Source organism: Apibacter raozihei, from assembly GCF_004014855.1.
Taxonomy (GTDB): domain Bacteria; phylum Bacteroidota; class Bacteroidia; order Flavobacteriales; family Weeksellaceae; genus Apibacter; species Apibacter raozihei.
In genome coordinates, this window is record NZ_CP034930.1 from 1,860,181 (window position 1) to 1,879,563 (window position 19,383).

The 19,383-nt window shown below is 31.5% G+C and carries 16 protein-coding genes; 11 read left to right on the forward strand and 5 right to left on the reverse strand.

Annotated features, from left to right (window positions below):
* Positions 1-24: 24 nt before the first annotated feature.
* From EOV51_RS08300 to EOV51_RS08310, 3 genes are all read left to right on the forward strand, one after another.
* Positions 25-1,524, forward strand: coding sequence for an SGNH/GDSL hydrolase family protein (locus EOV51_RS08300; protein WP_128151742.1), 1,500 nt, complete (start codon positions 25-27; stop codon positions 1,522-1,524).
* A 122-nt stretch (positions 1,525-1,646) separates the two neighbouring features.
* A complete protein-coding gene (locus tag EOV51_RS08305; RefSeq protein ID WP_128151744.1) occupies positions 1,647-2,582 on the forward strand; it encodes a ribose-phosphate pyrophosphokinase in 936 nt (311 codons plus the stop codon).
* 9 nt (positions 2,583-2,591) lie between these two features.
* Positions 2,592-3,179, forward strand: coding sequence for a 50S ribosomal protein L25/general stress protein Ctc (locus EOV51_RS08310; RefSeq protein WP_128151746.1), 588 nt, complete (start codon positions 2,592-2,594; stop codon positions 3,177-3,179).
* Positions 3,180-3,227: 48 nt separating this feature from the next.
* On the opposite strand, the gene EOV51_RS08315 is transcribed toward EOV51_RS08310, so the two are convergent.
* The 4 genes from EOV51_RS08315 to panC form a co-directional block, all read right to left on the reverse strand.
* A complete protein-coding gene (locus EOV51_RS08315; RefSeq protein ID WP_128151748.1) occupies positions 3,228-3,743 on the reverse strand; it encodes a type 1 glutamine amidotransferase domain-containing protein in 516 nt (171 codons plus the stop codon).
* 76 nt (positions 3,744-3,819) lie between these two features.
* Positions 3,820-4,860, reverse strand: coding sequence for a lysylphosphatidylglycerol synthase transmembrane domain-containing protein (locus EOV51_RS08320; protein ID WP_128151750.1), 1,041 nt, complete (start codon positions 4,858-4,860; stop codon positions 3,820-3,822).
* A gap of 34 nt (positions 4,861-4,894) precedes the next feature.
* Entirely contained in the window at positions 4,895-5,245 is a 351-nt protein-coding gene (gene panD / locus EOV51_RS08325) for an aspartate 1-decarboxylase (RefSeq protein ID WP_128151752.1), read from the reverse strand.
* Between the two features lie 45 nt (positions 5,246-5,290).
* Positions 5,291-6,133 carry a pantoate--beta-alanine ligase gene (gene panC, locus EOV51_RS08330; protein WP_128151754.1) on the reverse strand — a complete coding sequence of 281 codons (843 nt, stop codon included), beginning with the start codon at positions 6,131-6,133 and terminating at the stop codon, positions 5,291-5,293.
* Positions 6,134-6,244: 111 nt separating this feature from the next.
* Between panC and EOV51_RS08335 the strand changes: the two genes are divergently transcribed.
* The 6 genes from EOV51_RS08335 (at position 6,245) to tssD (EOV51_RS08360) (ending at position 13,245) form a co-directional block, all read left to right on the forward strand.
* A complete protein-coding gene (locus EOV51_RS08335; RefSeq protein ID WP_128151756.1) occupies positions 6,245-7,054 on the forward strand; it encodes a glycogen/starch synthase in 810 nt (269 codons plus the stop codon).
* A gap of 9 nt (positions 7,055-7,063) precedes the next feature.
* A complete protein-coding gene (locus EOV51_RS08340; RefSeq protein ID WP_128151758.1) occupies positions 7,064-8,554 on the forward strand; it encodes a DUF4270 domain-containing protein in 1,491 nt (496 codons plus the stop codon).
* 30 nt (positions 8,555-8,584) lie between these two features.
* Positions 8,585-10,429 (forward strand): glutamine--fructose-6-phosphate transaminase (isomerizing), encoded by a 1,845-nt coding sequence (gene glmS, locus EOV51_RS08345; RefSeq protein ID WP_128151760.1) that lies wholly within the window; start codon positions 8,585-8,587, stop codon positions 10,427-10,429.
* A 142-nt stretch (positions 10,430-10,571) separates the two neighbouring features.
* A complete protein-coding gene (gene gpmI / locus EOV51_RS08350) occupies positions 10,572-12,095 on the forward strand; it encodes a 2,3-bisphosphoglycerate-independent phosphoglycerate mutase (RefSeq protein WP_128151762.1) in 1,524 nt (507 codons plus the stop codon).
* Between the two features lie 258 nt (positions 12,096-12,353).
* Positions 12,354-12,740, forward strand: a complete 387-nt coding sequence (gene tssD / locus EOV51_RS08355) for a type VI secretion system tube protein TssD (RefSeq protein ID WP_128151764.1) — start codon at positions 12,354-12,356, stop codon at positions 12,738-12,740.
* A gap of 106 nt (positions 12,741-12,846) precedes the next feature.
* Positions 12,847-13,245, forward strand: a complete 399-nt coding sequence (tssD, locus tag EOV51_RS08360) for a type VI secretion system tube protein TssD (RefSeq protein ID WP_128151766.1) — start codon at positions 12,847-12,849, stop codon at positions 13,243-13,245.
* Between the two features lie 26 nt (positions 13,246-13,271).
* Here tssD (EOV51_RS08360) and EOV51_RS08365 read toward each other — a convergent pair whose 3' ends face one another.
* The gene (locus EOV51_RS08365; protein WP_128151768.1) at positions 13,272-15,419 is read right to left on the reverse strand and encodes a S46 family peptidase; all 2,148 of its coding nucleotides are present in this window, start codon (positions 15,417-15,419) and stop codon (positions 13,272-13,274) included.
* Between the two features lie 188 nt (positions 15,420-15,607).
* On the opposite strand from EOV51_RS08365, the gene EOV51_RS08370 reads away from it, so the two are divergent.
* Both EOV51_RS08370 and EOV51_RS08375 read left to right on the forward strand, forming a co-directional pair.
* A complete protein-coding gene (locus EOV51_RS08370; RefSeq protein WP_128151770.1) occupies positions 15,608-17,830 on the forward strand; it encodes a RelA/SpoT family protein in 2,223 nt (740 codons plus the stop codon).
* 342 nt (positions 17,831-18,172) lie between these two features.
* Entirely contained in the window at positions 18,173-19,153 is a 981-nt protein-coding gene (locus EOV51_RS08375; protein ID WP_128151772.1) for a hypothetical protein, read from the forward strand.
* Positions 19,154-19,383: the final 230 nt, after the last annotated feature.

Sequence of the window (19,383 nt, forward strand, 5' to 3'; positions counted from 1 at the left end):
CACAAAATTTTAAAAATGAAAAAAATGAAAAAATATAATATAATAACTGTAATATTAATTTTTTTAACGCTGGTAGTATCCTGTAACAATAATGATGTATCAGACGTTAAAGTAGAATCTGGAACTGCTGATTTTTCCAAGTATGTAGCTTTAGGAAATTCACTTACTTCCGGTTATAGAGATAATGCTTTATACATATCAGGACAAAGAGAATCGTATCCGGCAATTATTGCAGAGCAAATGAAACGAGCTGGAGGAGGAGATTTTAAAATTCCTTATATGTCTGATGAGCTAGGAGGTATACCATCAGTCGGAGTTAATAACAAATTAATTTTATCTGTGGTAGGCAGTAGCTTAGCTCCGGTTCTGGTAACTGGTACAGCAACCACTACATTAGATAATATTTATTCACAAGGACCTTTCCAAAACTTAGGAGTTCCAGGTGCTAAATCTTTTCATTTGATAGCTCCAGGATATGGAAATCCGGCTAATTTAGCCTCAGGTAATGCAAATCCTTATTTCGTAAGATTTGCTTCCAGTGCGAATGCTACAGTTTTAGAAGATGCCGTTTCTCAAAATCCTACATTTTTTTCATTATGGATTGGAAATAACGATGTCTTGGGATATGCGACTTCAGGTGGAGACGGTTCTAATTCAATCACTGCAACCTCGCAATTTCAGTCTGCTTATTTACAATTAGTTCAGGCATTAGTAGCCAAAGGAGCCAAAGGTGTAGTAGCAAACCTTCCTAATGTAACCAGTATTCCGTTTTTTACAACGGTACCCTATAATCCATTAACTCCGGCTACTCTAACCGCCAGTGATCCTAATCAGATTGAAAAGTTAAATCAGGCTTTTTCACAATTAAATCAAGTTTTTGATTATTTAAATCATCCGGAAAGAAAAGTAAGTTACTCTTCCACATCATCAAATCCAGTACTGATTAAAGATAAAGCTCTAACAGATCTTGGTGCACAGATTACCCAGGTATTGGTTTCTCAGGGAATTTCTTCTACGCAGGCAGCGTTATATGGTTCATTATACGGTCAATCCAGACAGGCAACAAAGTCTGATTACTTATTATTAACTATATCAGGTGTTTTAGGGAAACCGAATTCTGAGGCAATAAATTCTGGTGTTCCGGCTGAATTAGCAGTTAATGGAATTACATATCCGCTTGCAGACAAATGGGTGTTAACTTCTGATGAAATTGCGAATATTAATACAGCAACTACCCAGTTTAATTCTATCATAAAGAGTACAGCAGATCAATACGGTTTAGCTTTTGCTGATGTAAACAGCTTAATGGTAGATTTAAGCGGAAAATCCGGAATAATTTACGATGGAGTGAGCTATACAAGCAAGTTTGTAACCGGAGGAGCTTTTTCCCTGGATGGAGTACACCCAACAAGCAGAGGGTATGCTTTCATAGCTAATGAATTTATAAAAGCAATTAATAAGAAATATTTATCCAATTTACCACAGGTAAACCCTAATATATATCAGGGAATAACATTCCCTTAACATGATTAAATATTTAATGTGATTAAACTGAGCAAAATTTTTGTTCAGTTTTTTTATAAATAGTGTGTGAAAAAATTATAAATTTGCAGCAATCGTTTCGAAACTAATTTAACTAATTATAAATGAGTCAACCTGTTCATATTTTCTCAACCAGAGAAAATGTAGCTTTAGCAGAAAAAATATCACAAAATTATGGGATGCCTTTAGGAAAAATGAGCTTCTTTGATTTTAGTGATGGAGAATATCAACCTTGTTTAGAAGAGTCGGTAAGAGGATCCAGAGTTTTTATTATCGGATCAACTTTTCCACCGGCAGATAATTTAATGGAAATGTTGTTGATGATTGATGCTGCTAAAAGAGCATCTGCAGATAAAATTACAGCAGTAATTCCTTATTTTGGTCTGGCAAGACAGGATAGAAAAGATAAACCACGGGTTCCGATAGGAGCCAAGCTAGTGGCCAATTTATTGAGTGCAGCAGGAGCTACACGAGTGATGACAATGGATTTACATGCTGACCAGATTCAGGGATTTTTTGAAATACCTGTAGATCACCTGTTTGCATCCAGTATTTTTGTTAAATATGTACAATCGTTAAATTTAGATAATCTTACAATAGCATCTCCGGATATGGGAGGAGCTAAAAGAGCTAGAACTTACGCCAGTCATTTAAATGCAGATGTGGTTATTTGCTATAAAGAGCGTAAAAAAGCTAATAATGTAGATTATATGACTTTGATTGGAGATGTTAATGGAAGGAATGTTATTCTGGTTGATGATATGATTGATACTGCCGGAACTTTGACTAAAGCGGCAGATATTATAATGGATGCCGGAGCTTTAAGTGTTAGGGCTATGGCTACTCACCCTGTATTTTCGGGTGGAGCTTATGAACGAATCAACGATTCCAAATTAGAAGAAGTTATTGTAACTGATTCTATTCCATTAAGAAATACTTTTATAAGTAAAATAAAAGTGTTATCTTGCGCCCCTCTGTTCGGCGAGATAATGAATCTGGTACATAACAGAGAATCAATAAGTAAGAAATTTATAATATAAATATATTTTATGAAATCAATTACAATTCAAGGAGAAAAAAGAGAAAGCGTAGGTAAAAATTCATCAAAAGCCTTACGTAATGCTGAAAAAGTTCCTTGTGTTGTTTATGGAGAAAAAGAAGTTTTACACTTCTCAACAGATGAAAAAAGTTTTAAAAACTTGGTTTATACTCCCGAAGCACACACAGTTACTTTAGAAGTTGAAGGTAAAAAAATAGAAGCTATTTTACAAGACTTACAATTTCACCCGGTTTCAGATAAAATCATACATGCTGATTTTTATGAATTAAACCCACAGAAGCCAGTAACTATGGAAGTTCCGGTTGTTATTACCGGTAGAGCTAAAGGGGTAGTAAGAGGAGGAGCTTTACGTATTAATTTGAGAAAATTAAAAGTAAGAGCTATACCTGCTGATTTACCAGATGAAATAGTTGTTGATATAACTTCATTAGACGTTGGAAATAAATTTGAAGTGTCTAAAGTTGAAAAGAAAAATTTCCAGATTCTACACCCGGATAGTACTGTTATTGCAGCAGTTAAAACATCTCGTAATGTTAAAGCCGGACCAGTTGATGATGAAGAATCTGCTGGAGAATAACAAAAATAAAATCAATAAAAAAAGCTGCCGATATTCGACAGCTTTTTTTTATTTCTTCAAAGTTTCAATAAATTTGGGTAAATATTCCGGTAAGTCAGGAGGTCTTCTACTGGATATGATATGCCCGTCTGTTATTACAGCCGCATCATGCCAGATAGCGCCAGCATTAGTCATATCATCTTTTATACCCGGTGTGCTTGTGACGTTAATCCCTTTAAGTATTCCTGCGGAAATAAGTACCCACCCGGCATGACAGATTTGTCCGATAGGCTTTTTTTCTTCATGGAAATATTGAATCATTTCCAGTATGCGAGGTACTCTTCTTAAATAATCCGGAGACCATCCTCCAGGAACCAAAATACCATCATAGTCCTTATAATTAATACTTAAGTAAGAATCGTCAGAAATGGCAGGAACACCATATTTACCTATATATTTTTCTTTGCTTTTCTCTCCGGTAAGTATAACCTCAATACCTTCTTCTCTTAGTCTTAAAACCGGATACCAAAGCTCTAAATCTTCAAAATCATTACTGATTAAAGCTATTACTTTTTTTGTTTTCATTATTTACAGGATTTCTTAAAAACAAAAATAAGTATAAATTTAAAATTTAACGAATACCTTTTTTAAAACTATGATATTAGTATATTGTTTCCTTTCTAACAATCTTTTTTTTGTTTTTAGCAAGCATAATGATTGATATCAAGCCCATAAAAATCATAATTACCATTTGCAAACCGTGAGATAGTAATGCATAAGAATAGCCGATATCTTTACCTTCAACAGCAGAATTTCCAAGACTTAAAAATAAAGCAGAAAACCCAATCATCATTGCTCCGTGATAAGCTCCTATTCCACCAGAAGCTGGAACCAACATGCCTAAAGTTCCTACAGCAAGAATATAAAAACCAGTTTGCAATGGTATGGAAGAGGTCTCAGGTAAAGCAAAAATGACCAGATAAGAAGCAAAAAAGTAACATATCCATATTCCAAAGGAAAGTAATATGAACTTAATTCGTTGTTTTAATTTAAAAACAGAAATCAATCCTGTTGCTATACCTTTTAATAATTTAATAATTTTTTTAGATATTGATAATTGTAAAATTTTTCTTCTGAAAATAATAAAGATTAGTCCAATTATTACGACTAAAAATCCCGCAAAGTAATATAATGTATAATCTTTAACAGCTTCAGGGTGTTCTGATTTTCCTAATAGATCAAAAAAGGCCAAAAGTGCATTGTAATTGAAGATAAGAGCAAGTAAAAGAAATATCAGCATAAAGCATAAATCAATGATGCGCTCAGTTACAATGGTTCCGAAGGATTCGGTAAAGGGTACATCTTCAACAGTCTGTAATGCGCTGGCTCGACCGATTTCTCCCATCCTTGGAATTCCAAGATTTAAGAAATAACCAAAGGATAAGGACCATAGTGAATTTGAGTTGCTGATTTTGTATCCCATAGGTTCCAAAAGTAGGTTCCATCGGATAGCTCTGATCCAATAAGCACCAAGACCAAATACAGCAGCAATTCCTATCCAAAAATAATCGGCCTTTTTAACTACAGCAATTGTTTTTTCTACAAAATCTCCACCAAGACTTCTGGAAACTAGGTACATTAATCCTCCTGCGATTAATATAGAAACACCAATAGTTAAAGTGTTTTTTAAATTTTTATTCATAAATAGTAATCATAGTTAGACTTTCAGATAAATTTTAATCTAAAAGATTTGTTTTTTCATTCGGGAAAATTATACTTGGCTGAAAATTTTTAGCTTCTTCAGGATCCATTAAGGCATAAGCAATAATTATAATAATATCTCCTTTTTGAACTTTTCGGGCAGCAGGCCCATTCAAGGTTATTTCACCCGAGTTTTCAGCTCCTTTGATAACGTAAGTTTCAAATCTTTCTCCATTGTTTACGTTAACAATACTCACTTTTTCACCTGCAATCAGTCCTGAAGCATTGATAAGAGTTTCATCAATAGTTATACTTCCTATATAATCCAATTCAGCACCTGTAACCGTAACCCGGTGAATTTTTGATTTTAATACTTCAATCAACATTTTTTATATTTTAAAAATACAGATAACAAATATATTGTTTTTAAATTATTTTAATTGCAGGTTGTCAATTAAACGAACATCTTTGGCGTAAGCAGATACGAAAGCCCTATAGCTTTTTCCTTCTTCAAAATTAACTGCTGGTAACAGGGTATCTTCTTCTGCTATAATGAAATATTCCAGTTCTAATTTAGATTCTGAATATATTTTTTCAACCTTGGAAATTATCTCATTAGGTGAGGAATTTTCTGCCAGTTCTTCAGCTTTTTTCAAGCTCAGGTAAATAATTGCTGCATTATTTCTAAATTCAGGTTCCAGTCTCATGTTTCTCGAGCTCATTGCTAAACCGTCAGTTTCTCGAACGATAGGGATTCCTACAATTTTCACAGGTAATTTTTCTGCATCCACTAAAGTTCGGATAATTTGGAGTTGTTGAAAATCTTTTTCACCAAAATAGGCGTGTGTAGGCTGTATCTGTAAAAACAGTCTTTTTACAACAGTAGCTACTCCTTGGAAATGACCAGGCCTGAAAGTACCTTCCATAACCTTATCTAATCCGTTTAAATAAATATTTTCACTTACAGGTCCCTCCGGATAGATATCGTCTATACTGGGGAAATATACAGCATCACAACCTGTTATTTCCAGTTTTTTTATATCTTCAGTCTCAGTTCTGGGATACTTTTGTAAATCGTCCGGATTATTAAATTGTGTAGGATTAACAAAAATACTGCACAACGTATATTGATTTTCTTCGATTGATTTTTTTATAAGTGTAAGGTGTCCTTGATGTAAAGCTCCCATGGTCGGAACAAAACCCAGGGTTAGTCCTTTAGAGCGTATTGACTGAACAAAATCAACTACTTCTTCTCTCGTTTTTAGTATAAGCATTCCGTTTTATTTAGTGACAAATATCATACTTTAAAGTGCAAACTTACTACATTTGATTAATTTTTTGTAACTTTGCAATTAAATTTTAGTAATCAGTTTATACTTCGAGCAATGAGTTCAAAAAGAATACTTCATGTTACTTCTGAATTAGTCCCCTATTTTAATGAGAATCCTATATCTTCAGGAGTATACAATTTAGCCAAACAAATGTTTGCCCAAGGAAATGACGTCAGGATTTTTATGCCAAGATTTGGATTAATTAATGAGAGAAGGTTTCAGCTTCACGAAGTAATCAGACTATCAGGAATGAATCTGATCATCAATGATTTGGATCAACCTTTAGTTATAAAAGTAGCTTCTCTTCCGGGAGAACGTATGCAGGTTTATTTTATAGAAAATCAGGAATATTTTCAAAGAAAAGCTACATATCAGGACGATTCAAACCAGTGGTTTGGTGATAATGATGAACGAGCAGTTTTTTTTATAAAAGGTGTTTTAGAAACTATTAAAAAATTAAATTGGGTTCCTGATGTAATACATGTTCATGGATGGATGGCCAGTTTTTTGCCTATTTATTTGAGAACCAATTACTCTTCAGATGCTTTTTTTAGCGATATCAAAATTGTTACTTCTGTTTACAATCATGGTAAAGATGCATTGTTCAGTGATAATTTGAAAGATATTCTTGAATTTGATAATATAAATACCGGTAATCTTACATACTTAACAGACAATTCTTACGTTAGTGTTGTAAAACAGGCCATGCAGGATTCCGATACAGTAATCAAAGGTGAAGAAATTCTTTTGGATGAGCTGGAAGATATGTTTACTAATTTAGAAAACCCAAAATTTGATTTTCTTCAAAATGACGATATTACTATCGTTTATCAGGAGGCTAACGAAATTAAGATTCAAGAGTAACTTAGATATATGAAAATATTTAAATATGAGTTAAAGTTATTGGTATTAAGTTTTATATCAATAACTTTTTTATTAAGTTGTGAAAATGATACGACAGATATCGGATCCAATTTAATTCCTGATAAATCTACAGGGAAAGTAGCTTATGTAGATGCAGTTGCTTATAACGTAACAAATAACGATTCTATTCGTGCTGACTACAAAACTTTAACCAATGGTTTGGTAGGTATTTTCGAAGATAATGTTTTTGGTACTTCTACAGCAGCTTTCAATACTCAAGTCAGGCTGGCTTCAACCAATGAAATATCAGGAACTGTACAGGTTGTTGATTCTGTGGTTTTAGCAATTTTTCCAACTTACAACTCTTCATCATCAAAAACAAAAGAAGTTTCTTTAAGTGGTGATAGAATAAAAACTGTAACAACTTATCCACTTTCTTATTTTTTGGGAAAAACAGGAACAAGTATGAATTTGAACGTACATAGAATTGAAACTTTTTTAGAATCATCAGAATCTCAGTTTTATTCTAATAAAGAAGTTTCAGTTGGAGATTTACTAGGTACGTTAACGGTTAATGATTCAGTTTTTAGTACAGGGATAAAGAAAACTGATGGCACGGTTGTACAAGAAACGAATACACCAGGTTATAGAGTTAAGCTTAATACTTCTTATTTTAAACAAAACTTTTTTGATAAAAAAGGATCTTCAGATCTAAGTGATAATTCAAGATTCATTCAATACTTTAAAGGTATAAGAATTTCAGCTTCGGATATTACATCAAAATTCATGTTTAATTTTCCTACAAGTACTATCACTTTGATTGCTTATTACAGATATAAAGATGCCAGTACGGATACTGAATATAAAAGTGCACAATATGCTTTCACCATGGGGTCTTCTTATAATTCATCCTTGGGTGAATATAGATTCGATAGGACAAAAGCAAGTAATCAATTCAATCAGCAAATGTCTGCTCCTGACAAAACTTCTGGAGAAGAACAATTATTTTTACAAGGAATGGGTGGCCCTTCAATTAACATAAAGTTAGACGATACTCAGCTAGCAGCAATAAAAGATTCTGTTGAAAATAAAGGTTGGGCTGTTATTGATGCTAAATTAAAATTTTATATAGCGCAAGAACCTGTATCAAAACCTAACCGTATTTATGGATATAATTTCACTCAGAAAAAACAAATGGTTGATTTAACCAGTTTTGGAAGTTTAACAGGATATGCTTTTAACCCAGTCTATGATTTTACAAATAATCCGGGTTATTATGTTTTAAATGTGACGCAGTCCATTAAAAACATAGTTGAAAAAAATGAAGCTAACGATGAGCTACAGGTTGGTATAGGAAATTTCTTAGTCAATAGTAGTAGCGTAGCTATAGGATATTACAGAACATCGAGACCTTACGAACCATTTAGACTCGTATTTTATGGTAATAAAACTACCGGGGATAAAAAATTGCGATTAGAAGTAACTTATACTAAAAATTAAAATTATATTTAATACTAAATTTAAATTTGTATGTGTGGAATAACAGGGTATATAGGTAGTAAAGAAGCTTATCCCATCATAATAAACGGGTTAAAAAGACTGGAATACAGAGGGTACGATAGTGCGGGTATAGTACTGATTGAAAATGGTAACTTTGAGTTAAGAAAAACTAAAGGTAAGGTTTCTGATTTAGAAGAAAGATGTACAGATTTAAATTCAAAGGCTACTATCGGAATTGGTCATACTCGTTGGGCAACACACGGTGTACCAAGTGATACCAATTCTCATCCTCATTTATCAAACAATGGAAAAATAGCACTTATACATAACGGAATCATTGAAAACTATGATACACTGAAAATAATGCTTACTTCCAAAGGTTTTACATTCAAAAGTGAAACAGATACAGAAGTCTTAGTTAACCTTATTCAGTTTATGCAGGATTCTCAGCAAGTAGATTTATCCACAGCAGTTAGATATGCATTAAATGAAGTTATCGGAGCTTATGCAATTGCAGTAATGGAAGTTGACAAACCGGAAGAAATTGTTGTAGCCAGATTAAGTAGTCCTTTAGCAATAGGAATAGGGGAAAATGAATATTTTATTGCTTCAGATGCATCGCCTTTTATAGAATTTACTAAAGAAGCTATGTACCTTGAAGATGGTGAGATGGCACGCATTACTTTAAAAGGAGTTGATGTATATAAAATTAAAGATAATACCAAAGTAAGTCCTATTATTCAGGAATTAAAACTTAGCTTGGAAGAAATAGAAAAAGGCGGGTATGAGCATTTCATGCTAAAAGAAATACACGAACAGCCTAAATCTATCATGGATACCATGAGAGGAAGATTATTGGTTGAAGAAGGTATTATTCAGATGGCAGGTATATGGGATTATCAGGAAAAATTTTTAAATGCTGAAAGAATCATTATAATATCATGTGGAACGTCGTGGCATGCAGGATTGGTTGGAGAGTATTTAATTGAAGATTTGGCAAGAATACCGGTAGAAGTTGAATATGCATCTGAATTTAGATATAGAAATCCAATTATAACAGATAAGGATATAGTAATAGCTATTTCTCAATCTGGTGAAACTGCAGATTCTTTAGCCGCATTAAAACTTGCCAAGGAAAAAGGAGCGTTTATTTATGGTATTTGTAATGTTGTAGATTCATCCATAGCACGGTTAACCGATGCTGGATCATATACACATGCAGGTCCTGAGATAGGAGTTGCTTCAACAAAGGCTTTCACTGCTCAGCTTGCAGTTCTCGCAATGATTGCAATTAAATTAGCTAAACACAAAGGTACGATTAGCAAAGAAAAATTTAATTCATTAATTACCGAGCTGGAAACTATACCGGAAAAAGTAGAGGAAGTAATTAAAGTAACTGAAGAACAGATTAAAAAGATTGCTGAACAATATGCTGGCGTTAGTAATTGTTTATACTTAGGACGTGGGTATAACTATCCGATAGCTTTGGAAGGTGCTCTTAAATTGAAAGAAATTTCTTATATACATGCAGAAGGTTATCCTGCTGCAGAAATGAAGCATGGGCCTATTGCATTAATTGATGAAAACATGCCTGTAGTTGTTATTGCTCCAAAAACAGAACATTACGAAAAAATTGTAAGTAATATTCAGGAGATTAACTCCAGAAGAGGAAAAGTAATAGCCATTGTTACTGAAGGTGATACCCAAGTTAAAGGAATGGTTACAGAATCTATCGAAGTACCAGATGTTTCCGAATGTTTTACTCCAATTTTAACATCAATTCCCTTACAGTTGTTAGCTTATTATATAGCTGTTTTAAGAGGTGTTAATGTAGATCAGCCACGAAATTTAGCAAAATCTGTTACTGTTGAATAATACTTAACATTACATAAAATAAAAAAAGACCTGAATATTCAGGTCTTTTTTTATTTTGGGTAGTAAATATCATAGAAATTACCACTTAAAAATCGTAAAATACATAAAGAAATAGAGTAATTTTGTAAAAAATAAATAAACAATGAATAAAAAAGTAATCTTGATGATTTTAGATGGGTGGGGTATAGCTACAGATAAAAGTGTCTCAGCTATAGATCAGGCTCATACACCATTTATGGATAGTTGTTTTCAAAAATATTCAAATACTACTTTGGTTACTTACGGTCTGGATGTAGGACTGCCTAAAGGACAGATGGGAAACTCTGAAGTTGGGCATATGAATTTAGGAGCCGGAAGAGTTGTTTACCAAAATTTAACAAAAATAAATTTGGCTGTAGAAAATGGAACACTTGGAAATGAGGAAGAATTAAAAAAAGCTTTTGAATTTGCAAAGTCAAACAATAAACCTGTACATTTCATAGGATTAGTATCTGATGGAGGTGTACATTCTCATATTACTCATTTAAAGGCTTTAGTTGAGTCAGCAAACGCTTCGGATGTGAAAAATGTCTATGTTCATGCTTTTACAGACGGAAGAGACTGTGATCCGCAAAGCGGTAAAAAGTTCATTAGTGAAACTATTGATTTTTGTAAAGAAAACAATGCTAAATTAGCATCAGTGGTTGGTAGATATTATGCGATGGATAGAGATAAACGATGGGAAAGAGTGAAAATTGCCTATGATGTTATGATTAATGCAGAAGGAAATTTAACAGATCAACCATTAGAAGCTATTCAACAATCTTATAATGAAGGAATAACCGATGAATTTTTAATGCCGATTGTTGTCTCTGAAAATGGAAATCCAGTTGCAAAAATTCAGGAAGGAGATGTAGTTATCTGTTTTAATTTTAGAACTGATCGTCCAAGAGAAATTGTTGATGTTTTATCTCAGCATGATCATCCAGAAGTAGGAATAAAAAAACTGGATTTATATTTTGTTACTATGACTGAGTATGATGAAACATTTTCCAATATTCACGTTATATTTAAAGAAGATACAATTAAAAATACTCTAGGAGAAGTTATAGCAAATGCTGCTATGAAACAAATACGTATTGCTGAAACTGAAAAATATCCCCATGTTACTTTCTTTTTCTCGGGTGGGGAAGAAAAAGTTTTTGCCAATGAACAAAGAATTTTAGCTCCTTCGCCTAAAGATGTTCCTACCTATGACCTTAAGCCTCAAATGGCAGCCTATGACATAAGAGATGCAATTATTCCGGAATTAGAAAAACAAGAAGTTAATTTTGTTTGTCTGAATTTTGCTAATACTGATATGGTAGGTCATACAGGAGTTTTTGAAGCAGCTGTAAAAGCAGCGGAAGTTGTGGATGAATGTGCTAGTGATATTTGTCAGACTGCATTGAAAAATGGATATACTACATTGATCATTGCAGATCATGGTAATTCTGATAAAATGAAAAACGAAGATGGATCTCCAAACACTCAACATACAACCAATCTGGTACCTTTGGTTGTTGTAGATGAACAGCAATATAAATTGAAACAGGGAAAATTAGGAGATATAGCTCCTACAATTTTAACTTTAATGGGATTACCTATCCCTGTTGAAATGACAGGTGATATTTTAATACAAGATTAGATAAAACTTTCTGATTATCAGATTATATGCATTTTGATATAATTATTTTTATTTCATTATTCGTAGGTTTAACATTTAAAATTAAAAATATTTGTATGTTTTATCTTTGATTTTTGTTATTTATTTAACATATTTTTAACAATTTTGAAATATTGTCAGATAGGGTATAATAACTATTTTTGTACAAAGTCTCAAAAAGCGATTGTTAACACAGAAATTTATTTTTTTTAACTAAATAATATTATTAAAATTCTTATTATGTCATTTAAAGCCAAACTAGAAGTAGCAGGTAAAAAGTATAATATTTTAAATATTAATTACTCGCTTGCTCAAGAAACAGATCCAACAGGACGACCGTCTTCTCAAACAAGAGGAGGTAGAATAGAAATTACTGTAGAATCTACGGGAGAAACAGATATTTTTGAATGGATGACCAACAGTTTTGAGAGAAAGGACGGAAAAGTTGTCTTTGTAAAAAGAGACTCTGACGCAACTCTCAAAGAACTTAATTTTTTTGACGGATACGTTGTAAAGTACAAAGAAAATTTTGATGCTATTGGTAGAAATCCTTTAACTGAGACTTTTACCATATCAGCAAAGGGGATCAAAATGGGTACTGGAGAACATATTAATGAATGGGTATAACCCTTTTTTAGTACATTCACCTAGATAAGTACACATAGGAAATTAAAAATAAAAGGGGGTTTTTGACTCCCTTTTTTCATAGCGTATTAATTATAAAATTACAATTATGTCATCTTTTTTAGCTAAAATAGAAATCGACGGAGAAAGTTATAATGTTTTAAATTGTAGATACAGTTTTGTTCAAGGTGTTGATAGTACCGGAAAACCTCAGGCAACTATAAGAGGTGGACAAATTGAATTGACTGTTGAATCTAATGGGAAATCAAATTTTATAGATTGGATGTTATCTTCTGAAAAAACAAAAGATGCCTCAATAATATTTTATCGTAGAGATGCTATGAGTCGTTTGCAGGAAGTAAAATTTGAAAAAGGATATTGTATAGAATTTTCTGAAGAATTTAATTCAGTAAATTCAGATCCCATGTCAATAAAAATGTTAATTGTTGCTAAAACAATTACGATTGCCAATGTAGCTTTTGAAAATAGTTGGAAAATAGGTAGTTGAAAAAAGCCTCTTTAAGAGGCTTTTTTCTATTTTATAATTTTTAGTTCATTAATCAGTCTTTGCGCATTTGCGTATTTATCCATAATAAAAAGAACATAGCGCATATCTACCATAATATTTCTACAGATTTTAGGATCATAATTAAGGTCGCTCATCGTTCCTTCCCATACTCTGTCAAAATTTAGTCCTACTAAGTTTCCGTCAGCATCTAAAGCAGGACTTCCGGAATTTCCACCAGTCGTATGATTCGTAGCAATATAATTGACAGGTAATTCACCATTTTGCGCATAAGAACCATATTCTTTTTTATTATATAAATCTAATAGTTTATCAGATACATCAAACTCATAATCTCCGGGTACATATTTTTCTACAACACCCTTTAATGTTGAAAACGGCTCGTAATATACAGCATCCTTGGGCTGATATCCATCAATTTTACCATAAGTTACACGTAAAGTCGAGTTAGCATCGGGAAAGAATTTTTTATTAGGAAAAGCTCTTAGTTGAGCTTCCATATACTGTCTTTGTAAGCTGTCCAGTTTGTCCTGATAAAAATAATAATCAGGAGCAATACCATTCCTGTATATATCTAAATAAGAAGATACAAAATTAATAACCGGATCGTTTTTTAACACTTTAACTATTTCATCTTGTTTTGAATCTTTAAGAAATTGTATCAGATTACCTTTTTTTCCAGTTACCAATGAATGATCCCAAAGCTGAGACATATAATTTTCTGTATACTCTTTCGATTGAAATTCAATATAATTTTGAGGTTGAAATTTAGGTTCTATATTTTGAGAATACAAAGAAACTAATTGTGCCGAAACTTGCTTATCTAATTCTGCATCATAGTTTTTTAAAATTCCGCTTATAGTACCTATTGTTTTTTCTTTAGAAACACTAAAAGAGCTTAAAGTTTTTAGTAGATCTGATAACAAAATGGCCATTTTAAAGGTTTCTGAATTATAGTAGAAAACCTCATTAAAATAAACAAAACCTTTTACATAAGTATTGTTTTTAGAGTAGATCTGATTAAAAGAATTTAATAAATCACCATATTTATTTTTTTCATCCTGGTGGGCATTTAAGAAAGAGGAAAACTCTTTTTCATAAGCTAACTTTTTAGCTACTGCTTGAGATTGTACCAATCCTTGTTTTTCTCCTATCCATTTTTTCCATCCATTTGCAATAGAAGCATATTTTGAAGAATATTTAATTTTAATTTCTTTGTCTTCCCTCATTTTTTTATCCAAAATTTTAAGAGTAGCATCTCTTAATGAAATTCTCGCAGGGTTAATAGTTTCAATTCTCTGTATCAATGCATAGGAAGGTAAGTATTCCTGAGTATTTCCAGGAAACCCGTAGACAAAAGAAAAATCTCCTGATTTTTTTTCTTTAATTGATATAGGTAAAAAATATTTGGGTTTATAAGGAACATTATCTTTTGAGAATTTAGCTGGCTTATTATTTTTATCAGCGTAAATTCTGAATAATGAAAAATCACCGGTATGTCTTGGCCATACCCAATTATCAGTATCAGAACCGAATTTACCAATAGAAGACGGAGGAGCTCCAACTAATCGTACGTCTTCAAAAGTTTCTGTTAAAAATAAGTAATACTGATTTCCATTGTAAAAAGGTATAATTTTAATACCTTGATAGTCTTCTTTTTTAAAACTTTGAGCAAGGGCGGCAATATTTGAATCAATTATAGAACTGCGTTCTGTTTCAGACAAATTTAGTTTAATACCATTTAAAACAGATGTAGTAACGTCCTTTATATCCACAATAAACGTAACATTTAATCCATCATTGGGGAGTTCACTCTCTAAGCTGTTTGCCCAAAAACCATTGGAAAGTAAATTGTTATTTACCGTGGAATGAGATTGTATTTGAGAATATCCACAGTGATGATTGGTCAATAATAAACCCTGAGGCGAAATTATTTCCGATGTACAACCTCCTCCAAAGTGAGCAATTGCATCTTTAATACTTGTTTTATCAGGATCGAAAATTTGTTTTGCAGAAATTTTCATTCCCATTTGTTTCATTTCCTTTTCATTTAATTGATTAGGAATCCACATTCCTCCACCTTGCTGAGCATTAAACCCTTGTTGGTTAACAAGTAAGATCAGAGTAATCAGAATTAATTTCGTATTTATTTTCATATAAAAAAACGTATTTTTCAAATATAAAAAAATTGAAGTGATTTTAATTAGAGATACTAACAAATTGAATGTATTTTAAATTAATTAATTAAATTTGTTATAAGCAGATAAAGTTTTTGTATATTAACCTATGAAAGACTTTTATCACAAAGAGTTTTCTATACGCTAAAATAATAAAGAACAAGTTTATGTACCAGGTTGATCTAGATAAAGAAGAAGAAGAAATAGCCAGACGTTATAAGGATATGCTTCGTAATACCTATAGGGTATTGACTGACGAAAATAAAATTCTTATAAGAAAAGCTTTTGAAATAGCCAAAGAAGCTCATAAAGACCAAAGAAGAAAAACTGGAGAACCTTATATATATCACCCTTTGGCTGTTGCTAAAATTGTAGCAGATGAAATAGGTTTAGGTGCTACAAGCATCGTTTGTGCATTATTACATGATGTCGTAGAAGATACCGATTATACTGTAGAAGATATTAGTCGATTATTTAACCCCAAAATAGCTAAAATTATAGATGGGTTGACTAAAATATCCAATATAGATCATCAGAACCTGTCTATGCAGTCTGAAAATTACAGGAAACTTCTCTTAACGTTATCTGAAGATGTACGGGTAATTCTGGTTAAGATAGCGGACAGACTTCATAATATGAGGACTTTGGACAGTATGAAAGTCTCCAAGCAAAAGAAAATTGCTGCAGAAACTACTTATATTTATGCCCCTTTAGCTCATCGTATGGGGTTATATACAATTAAATCCGAATTAGAGGATTTAAGTCTTAAATATACAGATCCGGAAAATTACATATTAATCGTAAAAAAATTAGAGGAAACAGAAATTCATCGTCAAAGATATGTTGACGAATTTACTAAGATTATAAGTGAGAGACTGAAAGATGAAAATTTAAATTTTTATATAAAAGGAAGACACAAATCTATATTTTCCATTTATAAAAAAATGAAAAAGCAGAATGTGTCTTTTGAAGAAGTTTATGATTTATTTGCTATAAGGATCATCTATAAATCGGATGTAAAAAATGAAAAATTTCTGGCATGGAAAATATATTCAATAGTTACTGATGAATTTATACCCAATCCAAGCAGGATGAGAGATTGGATAACTACACCTAGGTCTACAGGGTATGAAAGTCTTCACGTTACCGTTATAGGACCGGAATCCAAATGGGTAGAAGTACAGATTCGTTCAGAAAGAATGGATGAAATAGCCGAAAAAGGTATAGCTGCTCATTATAAATATAAAGAAGGATATAAAATAGAAGAAGATAATCAGATTGAAAACTGGATAACTCAGGTTCGTGAAATGCTCGAAAATCAGGATTCAACTAGTACTAAAGAACTTCTAGATGATTTTAAGCTTAATTTATATACAAAAGATATATTTATTTTTACGCCTAAAGGAGACTTAAAAGTTTTGTCAATTGGAGCTACAGCCTTAGATTTTGCATATTCTATTCACTCAAGTATAGGAGATCATTGTTTGGGAGCTAAAGTCAATAATAAACTCGTTCCTTTAAGCCATAAACTTAAAAGTGGGGATCAGGTTGAGATATTAACATCTATAAATCAGAAACCAAAACCTGATTGGCTGGATTTTGTAACTACTTCCAAGGCAAGATCAAGAATAAAGGCAGCATTAAATACAGAGAAGAGAAAATATACGGAAGAAGGAAAAGAACTTTTAATTAGAAAATTAAGACATCTTAAAATAAACTTTACAGAAGCAGAACTTAATTCAATACAAAAATATTTTGGAGCTAAGACAAGTCATGATATTTTTTATCAGGTAGCTACAGGAGTAATAGATAGTAAAGAATTAAAAAAATATGCAGATAGTAAAGGAGTACTAAATAATTTTCTTTCACGATTTAGAAAGCGTCCCATATTAGTAGACCCTAAAGAAACCTCAGAGACCAAAGAAGAAGGTAAATTAGATATGATTGTCTTTGGTGATGACGAAAAAAAACTGGACTATCAATTGGCTCAGTGTTGTAATCCTATTCCCGGAGACAGAATTTTCGGATTTGTAACCATTAATAAAGGAATTAAAGTTCACAAAGAAACCTGCCCTAATGCAGTAGATATGCGGGCTAATTATGATTATAGAGTTATTCCTGCCAAGTGGGTTAATAGCGCCAATAGAAATTTTTTAATTGAAGTAGCATTAGAGGGGATTGACAGGACGGGAATACTTAATGATATAACAACTACTGTATCTAATATGTTGAAAGTAGATATTAAGAAAATTAATATAAACTCAGATGATGGAATTTTTAAAGGAAATCTAACATTATTTGTTAAAAATACGGTACAGTTGGAAGAAATACTTCAGGCACTTCACAGTTTAGAAGGAATAACGAAAGTTAAAAGAATTGAAAAAAAATAATTTCAAGTTATCATTAAATTAAGTTTACATAGTTATGTAAATAAGTTTTTTAAATGTATAATGATTTTTCATAATTAAAATACTGTTATACTTCTTATTATATAAATTTATAAAAATATAATTATTACAAATTTATAATTTAGAATACATATAATGTAAACTAAAAGTAAAAGACTTTGTAATATTTTTTGTAATTTGCAAGTCAGATAATATTTATTAGTTAATTTATTAGATAATACTTCTCGGTTTAGAATATTTTGCAGATTTGGTATTCAATTTTAGCACCTAAAAATCATTTATTTAAATTCATAAAACCTACAAAAAGTAGAATATAGATTAACTATGGGAAACCCGTTTAATGAAGCTTTGATTTCTTATATAAGAAATCATGTCCCTAAAAATGACGTAGTAAACATACTGATGGATACTTTATGTATTGGAAAAGAAGCGGCTTATAGAAGAATGAGAGGAGAGGTTATATTTACTCTTGATGAAGCTGCTAAAATTTCGTATCAGTTAGGAATATCGCTTGATAATATTATTGGTATTTATCACAATAAAAAAGCCGTTTTTGATGTTCAATTGTTTAATAATGAAAGTATTCATATTTTTATGAATAGTTATTGTACAACAATAAAAGAATATATTCAGGTTTTTAATAAAATTGAAAATATAAAAAAGTCTAAAGCAATATTAGCGTATAATTCGTTACCGTTTGTACTTTATACCCCCTATTCACATATACTTAAATTTAGATTATTTCGATGGATTCATCAGTCAGTAAGTTTACAAACTCCCGTTTTTTATTCAACAATAAATTTATCTAAAGAACTACTCACTACGCAAACAAAATACGCTCAAAATTTAGAAACATTAGCATCCACGCATATAATACTAGACAAAAATACCTTTACATCTTTTATCATAGAAATTGAATACTTCTATAAACTTAATCTCATAACAGATGAAGAGCTTCTTAGTTTAAAAAAGGAGCTAAAACAGATGCTTGAAGATATGGAAGAACTTGCAAGGATTGGGAAAAATAAAAAAGGCAACGAGGTTTTAATTTATATATCCAATATTAATTTTGAAGCCTGTTATTCATATTATGAATTTGAACAATTTCAAGTTAGCCATATGAGAGTGTTTAGTATCAATAGTATTAGCTATCAGGATCCGAAAGTATGTGAAGCACAGAAAGAATGGATTGAATCATTAAAAAGATATGCAGTATTGATTTCTCAAAGTGGTGAAATTCAAAGAATAGAATTTTTCAAGAGTCAATATGAGCACGTTGAAAATTTAGGAAAGAAAAAATCTTAAATCTGCTAAAATTTTTTTAAAATTAATACGATAGCTTAACTTATCTTCCAATAAATGAAGATACTTGCTGAAATTTTCATAAAACGAAAAAATAATCAGTTATAATTCTATAATTAGAAATAAAAAACAAACTATTACACTCATAACGAATCTAATAATTTGATAAATTAAGCTATCTTTACATTAATAATATTTACGGCATAATTAACACTAAAAAGCTTTAAATTAAA